This window comes from Paenibacillus sp. FSL R5-0923 (assembly GCF_038009145.1).
GTDB lineage: Bacteria > Bacillota > Bacilli > Paenibacillales > Paenibacillaceae > Paenibacillus_AQ.
Genome location: NZ_JBBPAT010000002.1, coordinates 332013 through 349634, shown reverse-complemented (window position 1 = coordinate 349634; position 17622 = coordinate 332013). Strand labels below are relative to the sequence as shown.

The window sequence follows — 17622 nt, the reverse complement described above, 5'->3', positions numbered from 1 at the left end:
TAACTTAATCTTCTCTTTTATCTAATCCAAGTCATAAATCGATCCGACTTTCAACCCGTATAGCTCATTGTATATTTTCTCAGCAAAGGCATCCGTCATCCCTGCGATATAATCAATCACCATATGTTCCCACGTCCAAATAGGATTCGCTTGTTTCTGATCCTTCTCAAAGCGTTGCAGCCAGTCCGATGGAATAATGGCTTTGGATGTCTGCGGATCAAGAAAAGCTCCCCATAGACGGCGCAGAATCCATTCACTACGTTTCTGAAGCCGCTGTACTCGTAAATCACGAATCATCGTGACCCAAGCGAAGCTTTTCAGCACACTTACGGTCCGTAGCATATCCTCATCTTCTTTTCCTTCCTTTATAAAGGTGACCTTCTTCCAGTCTCCATCAGGAATCACCCCAAGACTTGCGACAAAGGTGCTAACCCAATAAGCCTTAACTTCACGCCGAGTTCTGGAATAGTCGTTCTCGCAGGTTGGCATTTTTTCCATCCATACTCGAAGAAATGAACTAAGCACCTCTTCGACCTTAGCGCGGATACCTTCCTCCTCCCAACCCTTCCAGAAGAAATCCTCTAACGTTGTAATTTTCTCTACGATCAGCCGCTGAATATAAGAATCATGCATAAAGTGTTCATGCACTTCAATCTTTCCAGCCTTAATTCCATCCTCCAAATCATGTGCAGAATAAGCGATATCGTCGCAAAGGTCCATCAGCTGAGCTTCCAACGTTTTCTTACCTGCTGGTATTCCCCACTCTTTGCGAATCTCCGAAATATATGCCCATTCGTGAAGGTACATTCCCTTCTTAAGTGAGGTACCGGGAAACGGATATTTATTTATTCCGAGAAGCACTGCATCCGACAGATTTAGTCCATCAATGTTCTCACGCTTCTCCAGAAACATAATCAGCCGATAATTATGAGCATTGCCTTCAAAATGCTCATAGCGCTGCTTCATCTGCTCATGAATGAGCAGCCTATCTGCTCCCGTTGCTCCTGATTGCAGGGCAGCCTCATTCGTCTTCTTTTCAATAAGCTGGTCCAGAATGTTATCCAGTACCTCTTCCCCTTTATGCCCGAAAGGAGGATGACCAAAATCATGAGCAATGGCCGCGCATTCTACAACCTCTGGATCTATTACAAGTCCTGGGTTCTCAGCTTTACTTGTCTCCACCTCTGGATAAGATCTAAGCAGACTTTTCGCTGCCTCACGTGCAATCTGAGCGACTTCAAGTGAATGAGTTAGACGCGTCCGGTAATAATCACCCGTGCCAGCCCCGAACACTTGAGATTTGCCTTGCAGCCTACGAAAAGTAGGCGAATGAATCAAGCGTGAATAATCACGCTCATAAGCAGCTCTCGACGTTTCTAGGCGGGTAATTTCCGGATATTGCCGGTGTTCTCTTTTTTCAATAAGTGTCATATTCCCACCCCTAACCAAATGTCTATATATTGAACTTCATTATAAGGCATTTTCATAACAATTTTCACATCAAAATACAACGTTATCCCAATCCCAAACTGCAATGGAAGCAATCCACCAATCTAAAAGCAATTGAAATGGAGATATTAATCTTCGTAGGGAAAAAACATCTAGGAGGAATCTACTAAATGATAATGAAGAAATTGTCCGTAGCACTTCTATCAACTTGCTTAATGCTATCCGTTGCTTCTTCGGCTTCTGAAAATGGATACATTCATTAATCTTAACATTCATTAATCTTAACATTCATCACTATAACCACTGCCAGTTGTACTGACTCAAACTCGCAGGAAAAAGACTGATCATTTTTTACAAAACTAAAACTATGAATATTTTGACCCTTCAAAGGAGCATTCTAAAATAAAAAAAACAGGTGAATTCATGAAAACTAGCAGCAAAATTATGATGACTACCCTCTCTCTCTTGTTATGCTTCACGAACTCCGCTCTTGGTAGCCCGAGTAAGAACCGCGACTACTACGAAAAAAGAGGAGACATGATTTGGGAAGTACATACTAACCAAAAAGTGATTGCATTAACGTTTGATGATGGTCCTGACCCTTCTGAAACCGATCAAATATTAAAGGTATTGAGTCAATATCATGCGAAATGCACCTTCTTTGCCATAGGAAAAAGAATTGCAGCGTATCCAGATGTGGCGAAACGAGTCATTTCCGAAGGACATGAATTAGCTAACCATACCTACAATCACGTCTATTTTAGAAAACCTATTAATAAAGCCCAGTTTGAGCGGGAGCTTAATTTAACCGAAGAAGAAATCATAAAGGTTTCTGGAAAGCATAGTGCTTTGTTCAGACCCCCGGGTGGCATGTATGACGAGACACTAGTTGATACTTCAAACAATATGGGCCTAAAGCCTATTTTATGGTCCTGGCATCAGGATACACGCGACTGGAATCGCCCTGGCGTGCAGAGTATCGCGAACAAGGTTATTCGAAATGCACATAATGGTGATATCGTCCTGTTTCATGATCATGTGCATGGACAATCTCAAACCAGAGAAGCGCTCAAAATTATTTTGCCGGAATTAGAAAAGCAAGGTTTTCGATTTGTCACTGTTTCAGAATTAATCAAATTATCCAATACACAGCAGGCAGGTAAAGCACAATAGCCTAATTGCACAGGACTTCAAAATAAGGTAGTCTTGTCCTATTATGAAGTTCTGGAGGCTTTTGTCATGTCTGATAACACATCCTATACGACTGAGGAAATTGCCCGTTTACTGAAGATCTCGAAATTAAAAGTATATGATCTGATTAAAAAAGGGGAGCTTCCCTCCTACCGTGTAGGAAAACAGATGCGTGTGGATCAATCCGATTTAGAAGCCTACAAACAGAATGCTCGAAGTGGCATGACCCAATCGACATCGCCGCTGACTTTTACTGGAGCAAATCTAACACAAGTTGCCACACATTCTGGCCAATTTAATAGTAAAGCTACAGGACACAGCCTCGTGATTACGGGTCAGGATATGTCACTCGATATTCTAGCCACCTATTTGGAGCGTTGCCTGCCCACTGAGCGTCCTCTTCGTTCTTACGCTGGCAGTCTAGATAGTCTGATAGCCATGTATCAGGGCGAATCGGACATCGTCAGTACGCATCTGCTCGATGGGGATACTGGAGAATATAACCTTCCTTATATTCGTAAAATCCTTGTAGGCTTCTCTTATGTTGTAGTCCGTCTGTTGACCCGAAGTGCAGGATTGTATGTTCAAAAGGGAAATCCTAGAGGTCTTCATGAATGGTCTCATCTGCAACAGGTTGGACTTACACTGATTAATAGAGAACGTGGCGCTGGTGCACGTGTGTTATTGGATGAGCAACTCCGATTGCACGGCATTCCTGCTGCAAGCCTATCTGGATATGAGCAGGTGGAGAATAGCCATTTAGCGGTCGCCGGTAAAGTGGCACGAGGGGAAGCTGATGTGGCCATCGGTACCGAGAAAGCTGCTAAGATTGTCGATGGCATTGATTTCATTCCCCTGATTCAGGAGTCTTACGATCTAGTGATGCTTAAGAAACCGGAGCATGAGCAATGGATCGCCACCGTGATTGATATTTTACGCTCGCCAGCCTTTCAAAGTGAGCTTGGGTCCATTCACGGATATGATCTCACGGAAACCGGGACGATTATTTACGAGACTTGATAGTCACAGGCTTGTTTCTTATTAAAGGGGTTTTGTTTTAACGGTGCGTTTCTAAAGAAAAAAACCTAGTCCATCCCAGGTTACTCCTGGATGGGCTAGGTTTTTTTAAATTTATCAAGATTTCCAATCGACATTCCCACTGAAGTCAGCGGAGCGATCTCACTCGAGCTAATTAAGTACGTCGGTTCACAAACATCAACATCACAGCAGACATAACAATAATGGAGCACACCCACATCCAAGCAAGAGTCATGTTGCCGCCATCCACCGCGACATAGATCGCTGTAGGTACAGTCTGCGTGCGTCCAGGAATATTTCCAGCTACCATGATCGTTGCGCCAAATTCTCCTAAACCGCGGGCAAAACCTAGAACATACCCAGCAGCGAGTGACTGACCTGCAAGGGGCAATGTGACATAACGCAGTACCTGCAGTTCACTCGCTCCCTGCGCACGCGCCGCATCCTCAAGATCCGCTTCCACGCCTTCAAAGCCCGCCTTCACCGTACGGTAAACGAGAGGAAAAGCTACGACAACCGCGGCGATAACCGCAGCCCCCCATGTAAAAAGGATCGTATGCTCCGTCATTTGTTCATACCATCTGCCAATCCAGCTGCGACGACCTAAGACGACCAATAACACAAATCCGACAACTGTCGGCGGTAATACGAGAGGAAGTAGCATTACAGTCTCAACCAAGCTATAACCAGGAAATTTCCGACCTGCCATAGCCTTGGCCGCGGCCGTTGCAAGAATAAATACAATGATGCTGGTAATTACTGAAATTTTAACGGAAAGCCATACCGGGGCGAAGAAATCAGTCCAATTTATTTCCATCCTTATTCACCCCACTTCTACTCATGATTTCTTATTTAAGGAAGCAAGAAGCCATAGCTTGCAAAAATATCACTAGCCTCTTTGCTTTGAAGATAATTGTAAAATTCTTTAGCTTCCTTCTGATTCTTCGAATCCTTCACGATACCCGCCGGATAATTAATGGCTTTGTGAACATGCGGGCCTACAGTAAGGGCGATCTTCGTCTTTTTTGAAGTCAATGCATCTGTCTTATATACAAAGCCTGCATCGACATTCCCCGTTTCGACGTAAGACAGAACCTGACGTACATCCTTCGCAAATACAAGTTTGTTTTGCAGCGTATCCCATACCTTCTTCGCTGTTAACGATTGCTGAGCATATTGGCCAGCGGGCACAGATTCAGGCTGCCCTACCGCTACCTTCTTAAAGGATTTATCCGTAAGTTGAGTGATTGTATTTAATGAAGCTTTTGAATTCGAAGGTACGACTAGAACCAACTGATTCTTAAGCAGAACCTTATGGTCAGAGATCAGTCCAGCATCCACTAACGCATTCATCTGTTTATCCCCTGCAGAGAAGAACAGATCAGCCGGAGCACCCTGCTCAATCTGCTTCTGTAATGTGCCAGATGCAGCATAATTAAAGACCAAATCAATATCGGGATACTTCTTCTCATAGAGAAGCGCCATTTTATCTAAGCTATCTTGCAAGCTGGCTGCAGCGGATACTATAATCTCTGTCTTCTTGGCGGCTGCCTCTACCTCCAACCCTGCGCCCGCAGATAAATTCACAACCAAAAAAATTGCTAATACACCAAAGATCCTGACTGACCATTTCTTAAACATTTCCATTCCTCCCATTTTCACATGTATATATGTAGATGCTATTCTAGCATACGTTTTTTCGATTTTCTATAGATTGAGTTGTGTTTGGATATGTTTAGTTATATATTGTTATAATTAGATAGTTAGAAATGAGTATCTTGGACTTACTCGCAAAAAAAGGATGCCTCCGGCAACCATTTAAATGGTTGCTCAAGCACCCCATCTTTCGAATTGAACGAAGGTCAAATGAGCGTATCACTATTTATAGTGCGAACTCCATTTTTCCAACTGCTGCCTGATTACTTCACGATAATAGTACGGTTCAATGATTTCCGCTTCTTCTTCGAATCTCTTAATCCAGCGGACAAATCCTATATCTTGTTCCACGGCAACCTTAAAGTGAAAACATCTAGATTGACGATCCACTTTACTTGGCTTAAAAGGCAATTCGTCCTTCTTAATTCCTTCCATTACCCGTTCCGAGAATTTCACTTTGAATTCTACCTGTAAACTATCCCTATCGAGTGACCATTTCTGCTTCATAAAGGCCTGCACATCAAACGCTTCCTTCGAAAAAAAACGATTTAATGGCTTCACATTAGAAAAATCGTTGATATGATATGTACGAATAACACCCTGACGATGACAAAATCCAATGAGATGAAAACGACTTTCCAGCGGGACAAGACAATAAGGATCAATGGTGATCCCTTTCTCTTCTAATGCATTCTCACTATAATTCGCTTGAATACTCTTTTGCTTTAATAAAGCCTCCAGGATCGGAGTAAGAAATGAGTGTTGTTCCATATGCGAACTGTTTCTTTCTGCCCACCCCACCCCTACTTCTCTTCTTGCACGTTCTATTGTTTCTTCTCTCTCCGCCTTACGTTTATATTCAGCTGCGACTATTTTTTCATACGCGCTTTCAAAATCTATGGGTAATGCTGGTTTTATATCTTCCATAATATAGCGTAATTGCGAAAATGCGTTTGCTTCTTCTTCCGACCAATCCAAGGGATAGAGTGCAAAATTCCCAATAAAAGCATAACCTTTTCCATGCCCCAGGTGGGTTATGGGAATATGCATGGCGCTAAGCGCGTCCATATCCCGGTAAATCGTTCTCTCGCTGTTGCCGCAGCGTTCCGCCAATTCACGGGCTAATATCCCAGGCTTGGCTTGAACAAGTGTAATAATGCGCATCAGTCGGATTAATCGGTCTGTCATATTCAGTTCCCCTTGATTTATGGTTAAATAGACCCATTATTTTATGAAAAAAAGTAAAATTGTGATAGAACTTTTTTACTATGTTACCACATTTTATATTACAATTCTTCTTATAATTTTCCGCCGAATCCGCTGAAAAATCCAATTTATGTATAGGTCTTTTTTCGCTTATGTGCATCCTCGTGCAGTGAGTCCTATATTAAATTCCACCAACGGCTTTACTTCGTTGCTGATGCTCGAACCCGATCTGTTTATACAACATTTCAGCCTCTTTAAGCAGCAAAGGATCTCCAGAGCGTACTGCGAGTAGCAACATCTTATCCGCATGTCGATTAAGCATTTCGTGAGCTTCACTATGCTGGCCTTTACTTCGTAGTGCCTCTGCTTCTTCAACCGTTTCAGCCGTCTTCAACAATTCCAGATGCTTTTCAACATAAAAGCAGCAAGTATCGCTCAGAATGCGCGTATGATGCGCGTACTCCAGCTCAAGTACCTTCACGGGAAGTTCACGAACACGCTCTACGGTTGGTTTTTTATACTTCCACTGTAGGGATAATGCTTCATATTTACCTGCTACAGAACTAGAAGTAGTGAATTCCAATCCTATGAATTTGCGTTGTCCTGTTTTTATTTTTCCAAGCTTAAGCAAGAGTGAATTTCCTTCTCCAGCCTCCATTTCACATCCATAACAGCGCTTAAAAGTTACATGTGGCTCAAGCCAAACTCGTAGTTCAATATCACGTGCAACCACTTTGTGGCTGCTTGGTCGGCTATTTTCTGAAGGCAAATTTCCTTTCCATTCGACAAGTAAAACAACATCGCGATTTCCACCTGCAAAAATACGATCTTGACCCCACGTAAATATAGGAGTAATACTTTCCATCATATTTTCCACCTCTTTCTTTTTTTGGGTCTTCTATTAATGTACCAATAATGGCGGACAACTCCATGTCATGGAATGTATGTTCGGTTCTATATTATCGACAAAAAAAGAGCCATTCTACATACTAAGTAGACTGACTCTCGCAAAAACAGCCCCTTTTGTCTGTTTATGACGAAAATTTTATGTTTTTAACTTTAACGACTCTGAAGTTTAGGCTGCACTCGCTCCCGCTTAAAAAATAGTCCCAGCGCCCATTTGGCGCAAAGCAGAGAAAATATAAAAAATAGGACTGCCCAAAATATGGCCGGCACCGATGTCATCCTTGCCAGGTTACTGGCATCTCCCGCACGAGATGGGGATACAACGGCCGCATATACGAGAAATAAACTTCCCATTACAGACTCTTCCAAGGTCAAAAAAGCTAATAACAAATAATAATATTTGCTGGCCTTTTTCCACACCACCAGCATTAAAACATTCAGCGCAATAAACCCGCCTAACCACATCATTCCGAAGCTTCCCCGCACGTACATTACCAGCATAATCAATGCTACTGTAGTAGCTAAGATAAGTCCCCAATCATGCCGTCCTTTACTGTAGAGATAGAAGAGCAGCAATGCGAATAAGGAAGCCAGCACATACCCGGATAGCGACACCAGTATCGCTCTGCCTCCATCTTGAATGGCTGAATAGGTGACCCCACTATGATTCGCGTATAGTTCAATCCGCAGCACACTGCCAGACAGCAGTAAAGTCACCAGCGCATGACCAAATTCATGAATCATCGTGTCCAAATTCCGAAACAAAGATGAGAATGGAATCAACCTCGTTAAAAAAGCAGATCCGACCAAAAATAACATTGTCTTAAGCCATTTATTCATTCCGCAGCAGCCCCTTTCCGTCCAAAGTATACGATAAATAGTCCCTCTTCTCAATCATGTTGAGCACAGCCAAATCGTTCTTTACAAGGAAGTGTAACCTCACTTCAAACAGGCAAATATTACTGACCCAAGAAGCCCTATTCACGTTTAGCGTACGCTGTCAGAAGCTGTCAAGCTGTGTTAAAATAAAAGAAATACAAGCCTAAATTGGGTGGTGATTATATAGATGAAACAACGTAAATACCGTAAATATCTACAGCTGTTATGTTCGCTCCTGCTTCTGCTGACCCTTTCCATATCTCTTCCGGCCCCAGTAGCACAAGCCAATATATTCAGTGATATCTATAATGGATTCAAAAGCTTCTCTGAGCTTCCAAATGAAGTCAATGAATTGAAAGAAGGATTTCAGCAGACAGCTGAAGAGCTACAACAGGCGAAAGATAAGCTTACGAATACCATGCAGGAAATGGAGGCCTACCGGACACAGAACGAAGCCCTGCAGGAGCAGAATCGCCAACTAACGCAGATGGTTGATGAGTTGCAAAATGACCGGACGGCACGCGAAGAATATTATCATAAAATCAAAGTGACTATTTTTACGGGGATTGGTCTAATTCTGGGGTATTTTATACTCATCCGTATTGTTCGTTTCAGCATGCTTCACCGTTCTAGAAAAGGAGACCGCCTGCGCTAATCTTGAACATTCAGTAAAGATCACATCTACAGCATGAGGGAGATGAAATATGAACATCGATGTCCAAGATGAAAGCGACAGCGGGAGCGGACAAGCCGTAGCCTTCACCCTTGGGGAGAAGGAAGAGGTTCATGTGCTCCACCCACAACAAATTATCGCTTATCAAGGGCCTGCCACTGGACGGGCAGACAGATTTATGGATGTAAAGGGCATCTATCGCAAGCGAAAATTGATTCGTTCGGATATGTCTGGCCCTTGCCATTTTGTCGCCGCCCTTCCACCAGGTTATCGGGTAAAGATTCTGCAGCTTGATGGAAAGAGCGATTTATTGTACGACTTTAAACATCTCTTCTTCTACAGCAAGGGAGTTACGATGGATACACGAGTGCTGAGTATGAAGAATGTGCTCGTTACACGAGATATTGTGAAAGTGAAATTTACGGGTAACGGCATCATTGGCATATTAACCGAAGGTACGGTATGTGAAGCTGAGCTTCATCCTTACAATCCGCTCTATGTGGATGCAGGAAGCATTATTGCCTATCCTGAGAATGCGAAGCTGGAGCTTACCGTTTACGGCAACCATTTAGCTAGCCAGCATATGAGTTATCATTGGAAGATGACGGGCCACGGCCCTGTGTTGTTTCAGGCCGGACGCCAGAATCGCCGATTTGAAAGAGATAATAACGATGATGGAATTATTAAACGATTTCTGCGCGAAGCCGTGCCATTTGGTGGAGTATTTATTAAATAGAATGCTTCAAAAAAAAGTGCGCCATGCGTTAACAATACGCAGGCGCTCTTTGTGTATTCTATCCCTATAAGGATGTTGTCTTAGCCGATAAAGGCATTCAGCATCCAAGCATGTTTCTCAATGCTGCTTCTGATGCCAATCAGCAGATCCGCAGTTGGTTGATCGCTCAATTCTTCAGCAGTAGCAATTGCATCTTGCAGTTCTTTAGCAACAGTCTTAAAGTCTCTCACGAGCTCAAGTACCATACCTTTAGCATCTTCGCCGCCGCGGGCTTCTTGTAAGTCGGACAATTCAAGATATTGCTTCATTGTGGAGGCTGGTTGTCCACCAATAGAAAGCAAACGCTCAGCCAAATCATCTGCATAACCCGCAGCTTCATTGTATAGCTCTTCAAACTTCTCATGAAGTGTGAAGAATTGAGATCCGCTAACATACCAGTGATAATGATGAAGCTTTACCCCGAGCAGGAACCAGTTCGCAGTTTGGCGGTTCAAAGCAGCTTGCAATTCAGTATGGTTCTTTAATTGTGTTGTCATTAATAAAACCTCCTATGGTTCATTTATTATAATTGTATTTAGACTCGTTCTAAATCTATATACAATTTAACACACTCTTTCGTGTTTTGCAACTATTCTGGAGATTATATGTTGTGCCGATTCTAGCACAGCTTATGTTATGAAGCCTATTATGTGTGTCACACTTTGGTAAAAGAGTCTCTTCTCTAGATTAAAGAAACATCCTCCTCCGCGGTCTTTCCTTTCCTGCTGCGGAAGAAAGCCCTCATCTCATCACGCTTACTCTTTGGACTTAGGACATACACAGTATCCCCAGGCTCAATAACAGTACTGCCATGCGGAGTGACAATCTTTTTATTGCGGATAATTGCCGTAAATAAGATATCATCTGGTAGACCTATTTCTGAAATCTTCTGTCCAGCAATCGGCATATAAGGGTTAATTCCAATATGGTTAAACTCCGAGTCTGTCTTGCCAAGAGCAACCAGCTCCATCAGGGAAGGCTGATCTGAATCTTCTTGCCCCACAAGCTTCAATCGGGATGCTAGCGGGGAAATACTAGTTCCCTGAATCACCGCCGAGGTCAGTACGACAAAGAATACAACATTAAAGAATAGTCGTCCGTGAGGCAGATCAGCCAGCAGCGGATAAGTCGCTAACACAATCGGAACGGCTCCACGAAGTCCGGCCCAAGAAATCAAAGTCTTCTCGCGGATCGTAAATTTGGAAAAGTGCAGGCTTATAAATACACCGATTGGTCTAGCTACAACCATCAGAATGACGGATAACAAGATACCTTGCCATGCCACTTCCGCCAGCTCCTGTGGAAATACTAACAAACCAAGCAGTATGAACATAAATATTTGCATCATCCAAGCAAAGCCATGACTAAAATTCATAATGGTACGGTGATACATTAGCTCGGAATTCCCAAGCGTAAGGCCCATAACATAAACAGCCAGCAGCCCGCTGCTATGTACCCATGCTGATAAACCATAGGTCAGAACAGCAAAGCCAATCGCCATTACTGGATAAAGACCTGTAGAATCCAGGTTAATTCGATTGATACAGAAAACTGCGATCTTCCCCAGCACAAAACCCAGTACTAAGCCAATGCCCATCTCCCATATAAAAGACAACAGCAGCCCCCATATCGCCATATCCGGATGCTGTATCCATTCGATTAGCGAGACTGTCAAGAATACCGCCATTGGATCGTTGCTTCCTGATTCTGCTTCTAACGTCGAGGTCAGACGTTTATCAATGTTCTTACCGCCGAGTACCGAGAAGACTGCAGCCGCATCTGTCGATCCAACGATCGCTCCAAACAGAAAGCTTTCTGGCCATGTCACATCAAGGATCAGCTTAGCGAATACCCCTACAATGGCTGTCGTCATGATTACGCCTACCGTTGATAAGGATAATGCTGGCCGAATAACAGGTTTAATATCCTTAATATTCGTCTGCATGCCACCTTCGAATAATATGACAACCAATGCGAAGATCCCGGCCATTTGCGTTAAGGAAGCATTGTTAAAAAAAACAAATTGGCTTAGCACCATCCCCGCAGCAAGAAACAGCACTAAAGCTGGCATTCCAAATTTAGTGGAGAACTTGGTGGAAAATACGCCTACAAGCAGGAGTGCTGCCAGTAATAATATAATATTATCTGCAAGTTGGGACACCGATTATTCACTTCCCTTTCTCTTCTAGCTTTAAAATATAAGAAGCTTCCTTATTTATGTACTTTATTACCCTTTTCGATATCCTTTTGAGACATTGAATAATATAAACAAGATTGGAGATTTCATTCCCCGGGCCTTATACTTTATGTAAATGCTTTCTCCCCATCGTGTGTACATATAGGAGGTTGAATGTTATGCAATTGAGATTAATTAAACCTGCGGAGATAGACCAAGCGGCTCTGCTCGCAGATTCTGTCTTTCGTGAACCGGGTGCCACTTCAATGAAAGAACTGTTTCCACTTATTTTCCGCCCTGGACTCAGTCATTCCTACGCGGCTATTGCCGATGACGGAACGGTTGCTGCTTTCATGGGGCTCGTCCCCTCCACGATCAAGACTGGAGATGCTTTCCTGAATGTATTCTCCATAGGTGCTGTCTGCACCGATCCCGCTTTTCGGGGCCAAGGACTGGCGGGCCAACTTCTACAGCTATGCCAGAGTCACGCTGCCGAGGCCGAGGCATCGCTGATTTTTGTCTCGGGTGATCGTTCGTTATACACCCGAGCTGGGTGCGTACCGTTCGGAGGTACGCAATTTGCCGAGCTGAACGCAAGCTCAGCTCAGGCTCTTGCAGCCGCAGCAGGAGTAGAATGGACGCTGCGGCCAATGCAGCCGGGCGACTTCTTCGCCGTCTACCGGCTGCTCAATGAACGCGAAGCCGGACATGTATATAGTCCGGGTGAGCTGGCGCTGCTGCTGGGGACCGAGGCTTACGCAGGTGTGATGGGCTTAGCCCAGCGCACACTCGTAGCCGTTCGGGACGGCAGCATCGAGGGGTTCGCCGCGGTGGCTGTGCCCGCGGCGGCAGACGTGCCCGCGCCGAACGCGGCGACGGCGGTGGAATGGGCCGGCCAGCCGAGCGCGGTAGCGGCATTGCTGGCCAAGGCGGCCTTGTGCGGCGGCGTTGGCACGCTGCAAGTGCCTGTGCCGTGGCAGGAGCGCGGCTTGCTCGCGCTTCTGCGGGACGCCGGCGCCAGCTTAAGCGGCGGCGCGAACAGCGGGACGGTCTGCATCGCAGACCGGGAAGCGCTATTGCGGCAGACCGAAGGCTGCCGCAAGGGCCTCGACTTGTCGTCCGTGCAGGACGACAAGGAGCTGATCTCGCTGCTCTTTGATCCAGCGAGTTCAGAGGATTCCGATGCTATTCCTTTGCCGTATATGTCTGGACTTCGTTTCATTTAACGGATTTAAATAAGAATAAACGGAAGCCGTCCTTTTAAGGACGGCTTCCGTTTATTCTACGATGCTCCTAATTCCGCATGATGTCTCTGCCGTGAGCTACTTGGTGTATTTTGCAGGTTATTTAGTATGCGCTATAAATGATTATATAAATTCAAATGATACCCTTATTCTCTGGAGTACACCTGTAGCTCTTGAATAGACCAATAATTCCCGCCGGCTCCGTTCTGTACAATTTTGACATACCTCGTCTTCACTTTAGAAAAGGATATCTTAGTAAGCTCTTTCGTACCTTTACCAGACGTAAGTTTTTTCCAGTTTTGAGCATCGTCAGAAATATAGACTACATAGTCTCTTGGGTAATCAAACGGTGATAACGTGCTATCCAAATCTATTCTTTCAATTTCATGTGCTTCACCCAGATCAATCTGAAAATACTCACCGGAAACCTGATGTTTCCCCGTATCCCAGCGCGTGCGCCGATCCCCATCGATAGCCAGACTAGGAGCTGATGCTGCCGTATTCACATTTGAGGATACCTTCCATTTAGTACGATCTAGAGGAACCAGTCCGGTGGCTGTAATCTGAACTTTATCGGACAGTAAATTAGAGCCGGATACCCTTACCGCGTAGGTATATAACGTCCCTTCACGTAAATTATGATCCGTATATTCTGTAAGCTTCACATCGGTGGCCACCACCTTCATTTCCCCGCCGCTACCTTCAGCGCGAAGCAGCTCATAGCTTGCTCCTGGTGCCTCCAACCAATTTAATTTTACAGCTAAACCTTTTGTTGCTGCGGCTTTGAATCCTTTAGGTGCCGACGGCTTTACTTCAGAAGAAGGCTGCAAAATATACTGCACAGCCTCTCCTGGAGCAAGTGTCTCCGTAAAGGTTAACGTGGGAGTAGCCTTTTTGCCTGTTACATAACTTCTTGCTTTTTCATACGTATCCCCGTTTCCAAAACGTTCCCCTTCATACACCCCGTTTTTCGGCATAGTCACATTTACACTCACGGTCTGTGGAGTAGACTCAAAGTTAACGAAATTAACCAGTACCTTATTTGAAGTCGCTCCGCTTCCCGCAAGAGGCTTCAATGTAGAAGTATCCACGGCCCGAACATATACCAGCTTGTCGGCTAACACATCTTTGTTTGCAACTTGGTAAGTTAATGGAGCTCCATGTGTAGCATAGGCAAGACTGAGCCTTCTCATGATGCTGACACGTGAATCCTCATTTTCTTTTGTATAATAAATCTCTGTGGTTGCCGGATCATGCTCTTCTAAATTAAATCCGTATTTGAATAAACTGAAATCCTTAAAAAAAGCAGCATGCTGCACAAACATATCCGCATAACCAATATGTGCACGCATGATCCGGTCGAATACAGCCGCTGTCCGCTCCGTTGCCCCGTATTGATAGGCATCCACATGACTGTCCGAGGTACCAAATTCAGTGGTCAGCATTTTTTTGCCGAGTCCATTGTCTGCGCCAGTGAAGGTCTTCAAATTCTCAGTAAAGCTTCCTCCATTACTAAAAATATAAGAGTCACCGTAGGAGTGTCCATTGGTCAAATCCGTAACCTTCTCCAGCTCCATACGTTGCTCTGGATCACGTTCCCAGCCATCCGGATCTCCACATTCCTTCCCGGTTCCCTTCTGATTACCACAGGAATCTTCACTGTAGCTCGGCCAATACGCCCAGCCCGGAGCAACAGTTTGTAAATGGGGCGCGATTTGCTTACCCTTTTTATTCAACCAGTCCGCAATCGCCAGGTTCACTGCCTTAGAACGATTAAATAACCCTGGCTCATTATCTACCTCATAATATTGAAAATAAGGGCTATATTGTTCAAAATAATCTGTCAGCTTTTTCTCCGCATCAGCAGGCAACGATCCATCTGCCTTAAGCTTAATATCACCAGTATGCAAATACAGAGCAACCGCCTGCATGTTGTAATCCTGCAATACCTTGTAATATTCCAGCATATCTGAGCAGGATCTCCCGACATCACTGGCACAGCTGGTACGCATCACATTGCCGCTATAAGCCATCCCTAGCCATTTGATAACATAAGGCAAGTGCGTAACCGCACCTTCATCAAAGTAAAACTGCTTATTATTCACTACTGTTCCGGTCAGTGTATAGCTGCCATGAATAGGCTCGGAAATTGGAGCGTTAAGAGATTCTAAACGGAGATTATCCCAAGTCCACCAGGAATATTCGTCTTCTTTGTCACTGCAATATAAACAGCGAACCGTTTGCAGCTTCAATTCGTTCGTTCCCAGCTTCAATTGCTCCTTGGGAATGTATAATTCATAGGATTTTTGAAAGCTATATTCACTTTCTGTGCCCGATACGCCCGCAATTTGAATGATCCCTGACAATTGATGATTGGAAAACACACTCATTTGCGGCACGGATTTATAAGCATCCAGAATTCCTACGCTAAATAAGACCCCATTGTCCGGGATCTTATTTAGCTGATAGGTGATCGTTAATTCCGGCTGGGTCTTTCCATTCAAGCCTGCAGGCAAGCTCTGAAGAGCCGATGATTTGAGCGCTGAAGAAGGAACATTAAATACCTTCTTACTGCCAGAAGTGCCACTCGCAGCGAACTCAGCTGCTGAGCCATCATGTTGTCCCAGATTCCAGATCACAGTACCATCCGGTATTCCTGCTGCAACATCACTTCCTGTAGCTAATCTTGGTATATTGGCACCTACCTTATAATCGTTCGTCTTATTCGTTCCGAAAACAGAGACAGACAACAGAAACAAGACGGTTAATGCGGTGAATTTCAGTAATAACAGTAATGGTTTGTTTGCAGTTATCCTATTTTTTCTATTAGATATTCTCCTCGTTATTCCCATCCATAGGTCCTCTCTTTCTTCCGGAATGTCTAACCCTATCATTTCATTAGATTAAGGAAGGAACAATGCCCCTTGTGGAATCACCTGCTGCTTCTGGCTGGAACTCTCCCACAGCAAGCGAAGATTAGCATCTCCTTCATTCTCATAATATTCAATTTGGATATCATAAAGTGTTCCGGCTGTGAGCGGGATACTTCCTTTATGAAGGGTTGCACTTTGATTTTTCCAATTATCGATGATCAGCTTTCCGTCAATCCAGACACGGACTCCATCATCAGAGGATGCCGAAATCGTATATTTTTCACTGAATTTGGGTTTGAGCTTCCCTTTCCAGCGAACAGAAAAATGATCTTCATCTATCTCCTGTGCAGGTGACCCGCCATGCCAATTAAAATCAATCTTACGATCATCGCGGATAAGTACCGCTTCTCCCTCTAAATCAGTATTGTTATAGTATTCTCCAGTCAAACCCATTGGAGTTACCGATATTACCGGTGCTATCGAAGGGCCTCCTGTTGTGAGAACGTAATCCTCTCTCGATACTATAAACGAGTCATTCATAAAGCTTTTAATTGACTGTAGCGTATTATTTTCTGTCAGTAATTTTCCCCAGGTCATCATATAGACCCATTTATTTTGTTTCTCGGTTAATACTTCCGGGTTCGGCAGCTGTCCACTCTCCCCGATTCCGATAGGTTTACCATCAGCAAGTGCGAGCAGATCCTCATAGTAGGACTGCTTATAATCGTTATTGTAGATATCCACAGCCAGAACATCGAGTTTATCCGCACCAGGATAATATGCAGCATAAGGATCTGCCCATTCATTCGGCGCATTCGGATTCCACACCCACAGTAGATTATTCAGTTGATGTGTATTTACAAAACGATCATAGACAATATTCCAAAGCGCTGAAAAATTGTCCTTTTTCCCCCACCAAAACCAACCGCCGTTCATTTCATGGTAAGGTCGCCATAAAACTGGAACTCCGGCATCACGCAGCTGTCCCAAATAGCCAGCGATCTCGTCTAGATCAGAGATTAGACTCTTATACTGAGCCGTCCCAGGCGTAACATAAGCATTAAACTTCTCTTGACTGAGACTTCTGTTTACATTGGACCATTCCGGAGAAGTCCCCGGCAAACTCTGATGGAATGTCATGGCTACAATACCACCCTCTTGATGCCACTCCATTGCACTGTCTATAACAGCTTGTCGCTGTTCTGCGATCGTCCCTTCGGGTTGATTATTAATTGCCCCCAATTCATAACCATGTAGAACGGCATTTTGTCCCGATGTATTCTTCAGCATATGAACCAGTTCATCTGGACTTTCTAGATAATCATGCTGGCCAGACAGGATTCCTTTGCCACGTAGATTCACCAAATTACTCAGCAGTTGCTTGGCTTCTTCAGAAGCTGATGGATTGCTTGGTATAGCCGGAGGAAGAGCGGAAGAAACACTCATAGCCTTCGGAAGACTCTTAACCTCTCCCCAAGGCAGCAAGGAAAAAATAATAAACACCGGTAATATAGTAAACAACAATCTGTTTTGCTTATAATATTTACGCAAATAAA

At 44.2% G+C, this 17622-nt stretch carries 15 protein-coding genes; 5 read left to right on the top strand and 10 right to left on the bottom strand.

The features are described 5' to 3' along the window. Positions 1 to 21: 21 nt before the first annotated feature. The gene (locus MKX35_RS26560; protein ID WP_076283910.1) at positions 22 to 1431 is read right to left on the bottom strand and encodes a deoxyguanosinetriphosphate triphosphohydrolase family protein; all 1410 of its coding nucleotides are present in this window, start codon (positions 1429 to 1431) and stop codon (positions 22 to 24) included. Positions 1432 to 1872: 441 nt separating this feature from the next. Between MKX35_RS26560 and MKX35_RS26555 the strand changes: the two genes are divergently transcribed. Together MKX35_RS26555 and MKX35_RS26550 are read left to right on the top strand one after the other, a co-directional pair. Next, positions 1873 to 2622, top strand: a complete 750-nt coding sequence (locus MKX35_RS26555; protein ID WP_052404165.1) for a polysaccharide deacetylase family protein — start codon at positions 1873 to 1875, stop codon at positions 2620 to 2622. A gap of 66 nt (positions 2623 to 2688) precedes the next feature. After that, positions 2689 to 3660, top strand: coding sequence for a substrate-binding domain-containing protein (locus MKX35_RS26550; protein WP_076299148.1), 972 nt, complete (start codon positions 2689 to 2691; stop codon positions 3658 to 3660). A 172-nt stretch (positions 3661 to 3832) separates the two neighbouring features. Here MKX35_RS26550 and modB read toward each other — a convergent pair whose 3' ends face one another. The 5 genes from modB to MKX35_RS26525 all read right to left on the bottom strand — a co-directional run bounded on the left by modB (position 3833) and on the right by MKX35_RS26525 (position 8286). Then, complete coding sequence (modB, locus tag MKX35_RS26545; RefSeq protein WP_076299147.1) at positions 3833 to 4495, bottom strand: molybdate ABC transporter permease subunit; 663 nt, start codon at positions 4493 to 4495, stop codon at positions 3833 to 3835. Positions 4496 to 4530: 35 nt separating this feature from the next. Beyond that, positions 4531 to 5319: a molybdate ABC transporter substrate-binding protein gene (modA, locus tag MKX35_RS26540; protein WP_076299146.1), complete on the bottom strand. Its 789-nt coding sequence runs from the start codon at positions 5317 to 5319 to the stop codon at positions 4531 to 4533. Positions 5320 to 5556: 237 nt separating this feature from the next. Continuing rightward, complete coding sequence (locus MKX35_RS26535) at positions 5557 to 6522, bottom strand: helix-turn-helix transcriptional regulator (protein ID WP_076283907.1); 966 nt, start codon at positions 6520 to 6522, stop codon at positions 5557 to 5559. Positions 6523 to 6721: 199 nt separating this feature from the next. Continuing rightward, complete coding sequence (locus MKX35_RS26530; protein WP_076299145.1) at positions 6722 to 7408, bottom strand: hypothetical protein; 687 nt, start codon at positions 7406 to 7408, stop codon at positions 6722 to 6724. A 191-nt stretch (positions 7409 to 7599) separates the two neighbouring features. Continuing rightward, complete coding sequence (locus MKX35_RS26525) at positions 7600 to 8286, bottom strand: M50 family metallopeptidase (RefSeq protein WP_076283905.1); 687 nt, start codon at positions 8284 to 8286, stop codon at positions 7600 to 7602. 226 nt (positions 8287 to 8512) lie between these two features. Here MKX35_RS26525 and MKX35_RS26520 point away from each other — a divergent pair, with 226 nt between their 5' ends. Together MKX35_RS26520 and MKX35_RS26515 are read left to right on the top strand one after the other, a co-directional pair. Then, positions 8513 to 8980, top strand: a complete 468-nt coding sequence (locus MKX35_RS26520) for a hypothetical protein (RefSeq protein ID WP_042185202.1) — start codon at positions 8513 to 8515, stop codon at positions 8978 to 8980. A gap of 49 nt (positions 8981 to 9029) precedes the next feature. Beyond that, on the top strand, positions 9030 to 9734 hold the full coding sequence (locus tag MKX35_RS26515; RefSeq protein ID WP_042185200.1) for an AIM24 family protein: 705 nt from the start codon (positions 9030 to 9032) through the stop codon (positions 9732 to 9734). Between the two features lie 80 nt (positions 9735 to 9814). Here the strand turns inward: MKX35_RS26515 and MKX35_RS26510 are convergent, their stop codons facing one another. Both MKX35_RS26510 and MKX35_RS26505 read right to left on the bottom strand, forming a co-directional pair. After that, positions 9815 to 10270, bottom strand: a complete 456-nt coding sequence (locus tag MKX35_RS26510; RefSeq protein WP_042185198.1) for a Dps family protein — start codon at positions 10268 to 10270, stop codon at positions 9815 to 9817. A 185-nt stretch (positions 10271 to 10455) separates the two neighbouring features. Then, complete coding sequence (locus MKX35_RS26505) at positions 10456 to 11934, bottom strand: potassium/proton antiporter (RefSeq protein WP_076299144.1); 1479 nt, start codon at positions 11932 to 11934, stop codon at positions 10456 to 10458. A 194-nt stretch (positions 11935 to 12128) separates the two neighbouring features. Here MKX35_RS26505 and MKX35_RS26500 point away from each other — a divergent pair, with 194 nt between their 5' ends. Further along, on the top strand, positions 12129 to 13175 hold the full coding sequence (locus MKX35_RS26500; protein ID WP_076299143.1) for a GNAT family N-acetyltransferase: 1047 nt from the start codon (positions 12129 to 12131) through the stop codon (positions 13173 to 13175). 164 nt (positions 13176 to 13339) lie between these two features. Here the strand turns inward: MKX35_RS26500 and MKX35_RS26495 are convergent, their stop codons facing one another. Together MKX35_RS26495 and MKX35_RS26490 are read right to left on the bottom strand one after the other, a co-directional pair. Continuing rightward, complete coding sequence (locus MKX35_RS26495) at positions 13340 to 16045, bottom strand: discoidin domain-containing protein (RefSeq protein WP_081382823.1); 2706 nt, start codon at positions 16043 to 16045, stop codon at positions 13340 to 13342. 51 nt (positions 16046 to 16096) lie between these two features. Further along, positions 16097 to 17617: a glycosyl hydrolase gene (locus MKX35_RS26490; protein ID WP_076299142.1), complete on the bottom strand. Its 1521-nt coding sequence runs from the start codon at positions 17615 to 17617 to the stop codon at positions 16097 to 16099. Positions 17618 to 17622: the final 5 nt, after the last annotated feature.

Excerpts from the sequence above, each read along its gene's own strand:
- MKX35_RS26560 (WP_076283910.1), bottom strand. The coding sequence starts at position 1,431 with ATGACACTTATTGAAAAAAGAGAACACCGGCAATATCCGGAAATTACC.
- MKX35_RS26555 (WP_052404165.1), top strand. The coding sequence starts at position 1,873 with ATGAAAACTAGCAGCAAAATTATGATGACTACCCTCTCTCTCTTGTTA.
- MKX35_RS26550 (WP_076299148.1), top strand. The coding sequence starts at position 2,689 with ATGTCTGATAACACATCCTATACGACTGAGGAAATTGCCCGTTTACTG.
- modB (WP_076299147.1), bottom strand. The coding sequence starts at position 4,495 with ATGGAAATAAATTGGACTGATTTCTTCGCCCCGGTATGGCTTTCCGTT.
- modA (WP_076299146.1), bottom strand. The coding sequence starts at position 5,319 with ATGTTTAAGAAATGGTCAGTCAGGATCTTTGGTGTATTAGCAATTTTT.
- MKX35_RS26535 (WP_076283907.1), bottom strand. The coding sequence starts at position 6,522 with ATGACAGACCGATTAATCCGACTGATGCGCATTATTACACTTGTTCAA.
- MKX35_RS26530 (WP_076299145.1), bottom strand. The coding sequence starts at position 7,408 with ATGATGGAAAGTATTACTCCTATATTTACGTGGGGTCAAGATCGTATT.
- MKX35_RS26525 (WP_076283905.1), bottom strand. The coding sequence starts at position 8,286 with ATGAATAAATGGCTTAAGACAATGTTATTTTTGGTCGGATCTGCTTTT.
- MKX35_RS26520 (WP_042185202.1), top strand. The coding sequence starts at position 8,513 with ATGAAACAACGTAAATACCGTAAATATCTACAGCTGTTATGTTCGCTC.
- MKX35_RS26515 (WP_042185200.1), top strand. The coding sequence starts at position 9,030 with ATGAACATCGATGTCCAAGATGAAAGCGACAGCGGGAGCGGACAAGCC.
- MKX35_RS26510 (WP_042185198.1), bottom strand. The coding sequence starts at position 10,270 with ATGACAACACAATTAAAGAACCATACTGAATTGCAAGCTGCTTTGAAC.
- MKX35_RS26500 (WP_076299143.1), top strand. The coding sequence starts at position 12,129 with ATGCAATTGAGATTAATTAAACCTGCGGAGATAGACCAAGCGGCTCTG.
- MKX35_RS26495 (WP_081382823.1), bottom strand. The coding sequence starts at position 16,045 with ATGGGAATAACGAGGAGAATATCTAATAGAAAAAATAGGATAACTGCA.